This window comes from Cohaesibacter haloalkalitolerans, assembly GCF_003574655.1.
Lineage (GTDB): Bacteria > Pseudomonadota > Alphaproteobacteria > Rhizobiales > Cohaesibacteraceae > Cohaesibacter > Cohaesibacter haloalkalitolerans.
The window spans coordinates 1-6,154 of sequence record NZ_QNUM01000021.1; the positions used below are offsets into that span (position 1 = coordinate 1).

At 53.0% G+C, this 6,154-nt stretch carries 5 protein-coding genes and 1 pseudogene; all 6 read left to right on the forward strand.

What is annotated here, in order from left to right; translation table 11 throughout:
• A pseudogene (locus tag DSL70_RS22035) lies at positions 1–334 on the forward strand (methyl-accepting chemotaxis protein); the annotation flags it as partial.
• A gap of 762 nt (positions 335–1,096) precedes the next feature.
• Positions 1,097–1,999, forward strand: a complete 903-nt coding sequence (locus DSL70_RS22040; RefSeq protein WP_119310140.1) for a LysR family transcriptional regulator — start codon at positions 1,097–1,099, stop codon at positions 1,997–1,999.
• A 77-nt stretch (positions 2,000–2,076) separates the two neighbouring features.
• Positions 2,077–2,889: a putative hydro-lyase gene (locus DSL70_RS22045; protein ID WP_119310141.1), complete on the forward strand. Its 813-nt coding sequence runs from the start codon at positions 2,077–2,079 to the stop codon at positions 2,887–2,889.
• Positions 2,890–2,999: 110 nt separating this feature from the next.
• A complete protein-coding gene (locus tag DSL70_RS22050; RefSeq protein ID WP_119310142.1) occupies positions 3,000–4,046 on the forward strand; it encodes a TRAP transporter substrate-binding protein in 1,047 nt (348 codons plus the stop codon).
• Positions 4,047–4,067: 21 nt separating this feature from the next.
• Positions 4,068–4,613, forward strand: a complete 546-nt coding sequence (locus DSL70_RS22055) for a TRAP transporter small permease subunit (protein ID WP_119310143.1) — start codon at positions 4,068–4,070, stop codon at positions 4,611–4,613.
• Positions 4,610–5,890, forward strand: coding sequence for a TRAP transporter large permease (locus DSL70_RS22060; RefSeq protein ID WP_119310144.1), 1,281 nt, complete (start codon positions 4,610–4,612; stop codon positions 5,888–5,890). The genes DSL70_RS22055 and DSL70_RS22060 overlap by 4 nt, the downstream gene beginning before the upstream one ends.
• Positions 5,891–6,154: the final 264 nt, after the last annotated feature.

A 6,154-nucleotide genomic window follows, 5' to 3' on the forward strand; every position in this document is an offset into this window, starting at 1 on the left:
GTCTCTCATTCACGCCATCCAGTCTTCCAGCCGAGAGACTGTCGAAGCGATTGCAAATATCTCGAACGTCATGGGTGAGGTTGACGGTTACACCTCTGCCATCGCATCAGCGGTTGATCAGCAAAGCGCAGCAACCAACGAGATTGCCAACAATGTTCAACAGGCCGCGCAAAGCACGACTTCTGCCTCTGACAATATGGGCAATGTGAGGGAGAAGGCCAATGTTGCCTCACAATCCGCTGCCACTGTGAAAGGGGCCGCCGACGAGCTCAAGAACAGCACGCAGAATCTGCGCTCACACATTGAGGCATTCCTCGAAAGCGTCGCAGCTTGACATAACAGCCTCGAACGGCGATCAGGGTTTGATCGCCGTTCGACATTGACAGGCTCGCCATTGACTGGTTTGCCATGTCAAACGATAAGCTGCTTTTCCATCCCTCCCAATCGGAAAGCAGATGCTGCACCTCACAAGTGAGGGCGCAAAATCTTACATGACATTGTAAAAACAATCACAGACTGGGTGCCCAATACCTTTGCTGCGCTTTTCCATCTGGGCGACGGTCGAGTGCCAGGCGTTCCGGCTGGCCTTGCGTGCAGAACAAATGCAAAGGTGACGCGCCAGACATCATCATCGGCGTTGCGCCTTGACTCCTTCATGTTGGCGTCTTTGAAAGTGTTCAGCCAGTCAACATGAGAGCAACCAAGCCGAGCCCCTTTCGTTCAAGCAAACTTGCCTTCGACAAGATAGCATCCAGCACCGCTTCGCTGTAACCATCGAGCTCTGGCTCAAATTCTTCATAAACTCGACGGTCCATTCCATCCCACCAATAGCATGGAGACGATATGGTTTTCAGGCTATATTCACGTCTTCGCTCCATTTGGGGCAACGCAACGCTTTCAAGAGCCTTGAAGAAACGGTTGGATTAGGGCCCTTCGGTTTTGCCCATCGAACCATTGAGATGCTAGACACATTGTAATCGTAATGATGTGAAGACAAGCCGTCGGGATTTTTCCCCACCAAGTGCATTGAAAACCAGCAGGGTTTGTCGAATTACTTTATGTCGCCTTTCAACAATCAACTTTTAAGAGCGCAGAAATGATTGAATTTCGCGATATAGAAATTTTGAAAGCAATCGTTCAGCAGGGAGGCTTCCGAGCCGCTGCAGAGGTGACCGGCGTAGCGCAATCGGCGATATCCAATCGTATTCGTCACCTTGAGAGCCGTCTGAAGGTCTCCATTTTTGAAAGAGAAGGCCGGGGCGTTCGCCTGACGACCATCGGGCGCCGGCTTCTGGAAGAAGCGGAAATCCTTATTGCCCAGCGCGACAGGATCATTTCCGAACTCACGGTCGACGACATGACCGGCGTGGTTCGCTTCGGTGTGGCAGAGACCATGGGGCACACCTTTCTTCCCCAAATGCTGAACCGCCTTAAAGAGCCTCATCCCTACTTGCGGTTTGAAATATCCATCGAGACTTCGTTACAGATGGCTAACGACATTTTGAAAGATGATCTCGATGTAGCCATATTGCTACGCGATCAGGCTCCGTCCGGTTGTCACATGACACCATTGCCGCCGGTCAGTTTGGGGTGGTACGCCCGTCCGGGACATTTCCAGCTTCCCAGCCCAGCCGGGATAGGAGACCTGTCGGATTTGCCGATTGTGACTTTTTCCAAAACGACATTGCCCCACAAGCGATTGGTGGAGATGCTTGCTCCAGTGCGCACGCAAGCCGGAATCGTCCACGGCTCGACCTCTCTTGCAACGGTCATGCAGCTGATTGCCCTTGGCTTCGGGGTTGGAACTGTCCCTCATATCATCGCTCAGGCTTCCCCGCATTTTGGGCTTCAAGAACTTGCCGTCTCGGACGATGCCAAGCTTCCTGATCTTGAGTATGTGATATGTTATGTGTCTGAAAGAAATGATAAAATTGGCAGAGCGCTAACGCGGTTCGCACTTGAAACAGCAGATCAAATGATCTTGAAAATAGATCAATAATGCAGATAAACGAAATATTGACAAAATCAATAGGCAAGTAAAAACTGGACAAAAAGAACATTCCAAGGGTTTTATTCGTGTCCAGTTTTGACTTTTCCAATCCCCGCTTTGTCCGCTCCGAGATTCGAGCCGGACGCTTCAGAAAATCAACCACCGGCGTTGGTGGCGATGCCTTGCAGGCCAATCTGGCTATCCTTCCTGCCGAAGATGCTTCCGATTTTCTTCGGTTCTGCCAGATGAATCCACGTCCCTGCCCTCTGCTGGCCGTGGGCGCTCCAGGAGATCCGTCTCTGCCGACCCTGGGAGAAGACATTGATCTGCGTTATGACGTACCGCGCTACCGCATCTTCAAGGATGGTGAGATGATCGATGAACCAGAAGAATTGAGTGCCTATTGGCGCGATGATCTGGTGTCTTTTGCGATCGGGTGCTCGTTCAGTTTCGAGGATGCCCTGTCCGCTGCGGGTATACCGCTGCGTCATCAGCAGGACTGCGTGACAGTGCCGATGTATCGCACGACGCTTCAGACACGCCCAGTGGGCAAATTTTCTGGTCCGGTCGTTGTCAGCATGCGCCCGATGACCACTGCCCATGCAATCGAAGCTGTTACCATTTGCAACCGCTTCAAGCTGGCCCATGGGGCACCAATCCATTTTGGGGATCCTGCCCAAATCGGAATTGCCGATATCGCAAAGCCTGACTGGGGCGACAGCGTTGATATCGGACCAAATGAAGTCCCCGTTTTCTGGGCTTGTGGTGTTACCCCACAAGCTGCGATCGCCAAGGCCAAGCCTGCCTTTGCCATCAGTCATGCGCCAGGCCATATGCTGGTGACTGACATTTCGTCCGCTCAAGCCGACCGGTGCCTCACTGGCGTCTGGCCGTCTTGATTGCTACCAAGCCAAAACAAAAAAATAATTCAAAACAAGACTACAAAAGCAATCACTCCAAAAACCAAAACCAAAACCAAAAACAATTTCTGACCTCCAGAGGATACAAAATGAAAAAGTTTACTCTTTGCACAGCAGCCCTGCTCGGGGCGGCCGTGCTGACTGCGCCAGCTATTGCCGCTGAAGAATTCACTGCCGTCGGCACGTGGAGCAGCGTTTTTGTCTACCAGAAACTGGAAAAGCCGTTCTGGGAAGAAAAACTGCCAGCCATGACCAAGGGCGCATTTTCCGGCAAGATCACAAGCCTTGACCAGATGGGCATTTCGGGTGCGGACGTTTATCGCATGCTTGGAGATGGCGTCTTTGATGTTGGAACCACCATTGCCGACTATGCCGTGGGAGACGCACCGGAACTGGAAGGCCTTGATGTTCCGCTTTTGGCCATGACCCCGTCTGAAGCCCACAAGATGGTTGATGCTGCCAAACCGATGTTGAAGGATATCTTTCGTGATCGCTTCAATTCCGAATATCTCGGCGTCATTGTGCATCCGCCTCAAATCATGTTCTGCCGTGACAAAATCTCTTCGCTGGACGATCTCAAGGGCAAGAAGATCCGCGGGTCCGGTCGCATGACCACCAAGTTTCTCGATGCTCTGGGAGCCGAAGGTGTAAACATCTCCTTCTCTGAGGTGCCCGGCTCGCTGGAACGTGGCGTCATCGACTGTGCAATCACCGGCTCAGGCTCCGGGTTCTCTGCAGGCTGGTGGGAAGTTTCCAGCTATGTCATCAACGTGCCTCTTGGTGGCTGGGACACGGCGGTAATCGCCATGAACAAGGATCGCTTCGATGGCCTTTCTCCGGACCAGCAGAAAACGATCAAGGAAGCAGTCGTTTCGGATCTTGAGAATGTAGCCTGGGATGGTGCAGACGGCGGTCTCGAGCAGGATCTCGCCTGCCTCACTGGGGCTGACAGCTGTAAAGTTGACACCAAGTCCAAGATGACGCTCGTTGAGCTTTCTGATGCCGACATGAAAAAGGCGCGGGATGTGCTGATCAATGTCGTTTTGCCAGACTGGGCAACGCGGACCACTCCTGAATGGGTCAAGCGCTGGAATGATAGTGTTGGTAAGGTAACCGACGTTTCCATCGCCCAGTAGCCGCATATCAGACAAATCGATATGTGGAACACATTTCATGGCGCGCTACGGCGCGCCAACCGCCTCGTCGCGCTTGTGTTAGGCGTGACGCTGGTGGCCGCCGCGATCTTCATCTTGATTGACATTACTCTGAGAAAGCTTGGTCTGGGATCTCTGGGTGGTTCCGATGAAATTTCGGGATATGTCATGGCTGCGATCGCAAGCTGGGGCCCTGCATGTGCTCTGACAGAACGTGCCCATGTCCGCATTGATGTTGTTCGCCAGAAATTACATCTCAGGGGGCGAATGATCATGGACATGTTTGCAATGATCGTCACCAATGGGGTCATTCTGTTGATTGTGGTCAAATGCTGGCCCGTTCTTGAAAAGACACTCAAACGGGGTTCGACCGCAAACACTCCCCTTGAAACCCCGATGTGGATTCCGCAAGGCATCTGGTTTGCCGGCTGGAGCTGGTTTGCCCTTAGTGCCACCGCACTGACCTTCATCGGTCTGGCCTATTTCATGCAAGTCCAAAGAGCGGCATTCGATAACGCCATTGGCATGTCATCGGAGTTGGATCAATGATCTGGACTGTTGCTGTTTCTCTATTGGGATTGATGGCCTTTTCCATTCCGGTCGGCATCGTCCTCTTTCTGCTCGGTATCGGTGTTGGTCAGTTCTATTCCGCTTTTCCCCTGTTGCGCGGCCTTGGTCAGGTTGTCTGGTCATCATCGGATTCCGCGACCTTGATTGCCATTCCCCTGTTTGTCCTGCTTGGTGAGATTCTCGTGCGAGGCGGCGTAGCCACGCGTACCTATGCGGCTCTTGACAAATGGTTCAGCTGGTTGCCCGGCGGGCTCATTCACGCCAACATTGCCACCGCCACCATGTTTTCGGCTACATCCGGCTCATCGGTTGCAACAGCGGCAACCGTTGCAACGGTCGCTTTGCCTCAAGGTGAAAAAATGGGTTACGATCCGCGACTTTTCAGTGGTGCGATCGCCGCTGGCGGCACGTTGGGTATTCTCATTCCGCCTTCCATCAATCTCATCGTCTATGGCTTTCTGACCGAGACGTCCATTCCCTCGCTGTTCGTGGCGGGCCTTCTGCCGGGATTGCTGATGGCTCTCGCCTTCATCATCGTTACGATGATCCTGTGCAAGATTCGCCCTTCGCTTGGCGGACCATCCAGAAACTTCAGCTGGCCAGAACGCTTTGCCAGTCTGACCCAACTTGTGCCCATTCTGCTGCTGTTTGGAGTCGTCATCGGTTCAATCTACGCAGGTTGGGCAACACCTACGGAATCTGCGGCAATCGGTGTTCTGATGGCGACAGGGATCGCCGCGTTCGGTGATGGCCTGCGCCTGTCAGCTCTGAGCGAAGCTCTGCAAGGCACCATTCGCATCACCGCAATGATCACTCTGGTGATCACCGGGGCCTATTTCCTCAACTTCGCCATGAGCGCTGCCGGTCTTGGTCGTCAGTTGGGACAGATGATCGAAGGCGCCGGGCTGTCCGCTTTCGGGACGCTTCTTCTGGTCATCTTGCTCTACATCGTTCTTGGTTTCTTCATCGAAACCCTGTCTCTGATGGTTGCGACCATACCCATCGTGGTTCCGATCATGTCTGGCATGGGCTTTGACAAGGTCTGGTTCGGCGTATTGCTCATCATTCTGATCGAGATGGCTCTTATCACGCCACCGGTGGGGCTCAACCTTTTTGTTGTTCAGGGCTCCAGGAAATCCGGCTCGATGAGCGAAGTGATGATGGGCGTCATTCCCTATGTCTGTGTCATGGTCCTGATGATCATTGCCCTGATCTTTTTGCCAGACATCGCTCTTTGGCTGCCTTCGGTTCTCTGAACTCTAAAGAAGAATGACCGGGCGGGGCCTTGGTGGCCTCGCCCTGATTGGCGTGGAAAAGGATTATGAAACCCGAAATCAAACTGACTCCGGAAGCCCATCCTCTGGGATTGAATGTATTGACCCACCGGAATCTGCACAGTTTATGCTGCTAATTTGAAAGCCTCAGCCGGAGTTCGCATCGCGAGCGCCTGGTGTGGCCGTTGGTTGTTATAAAAAAGATCCAGTCCGCAATAACGCGATTGGCGTGCTGGATGGTTTCGA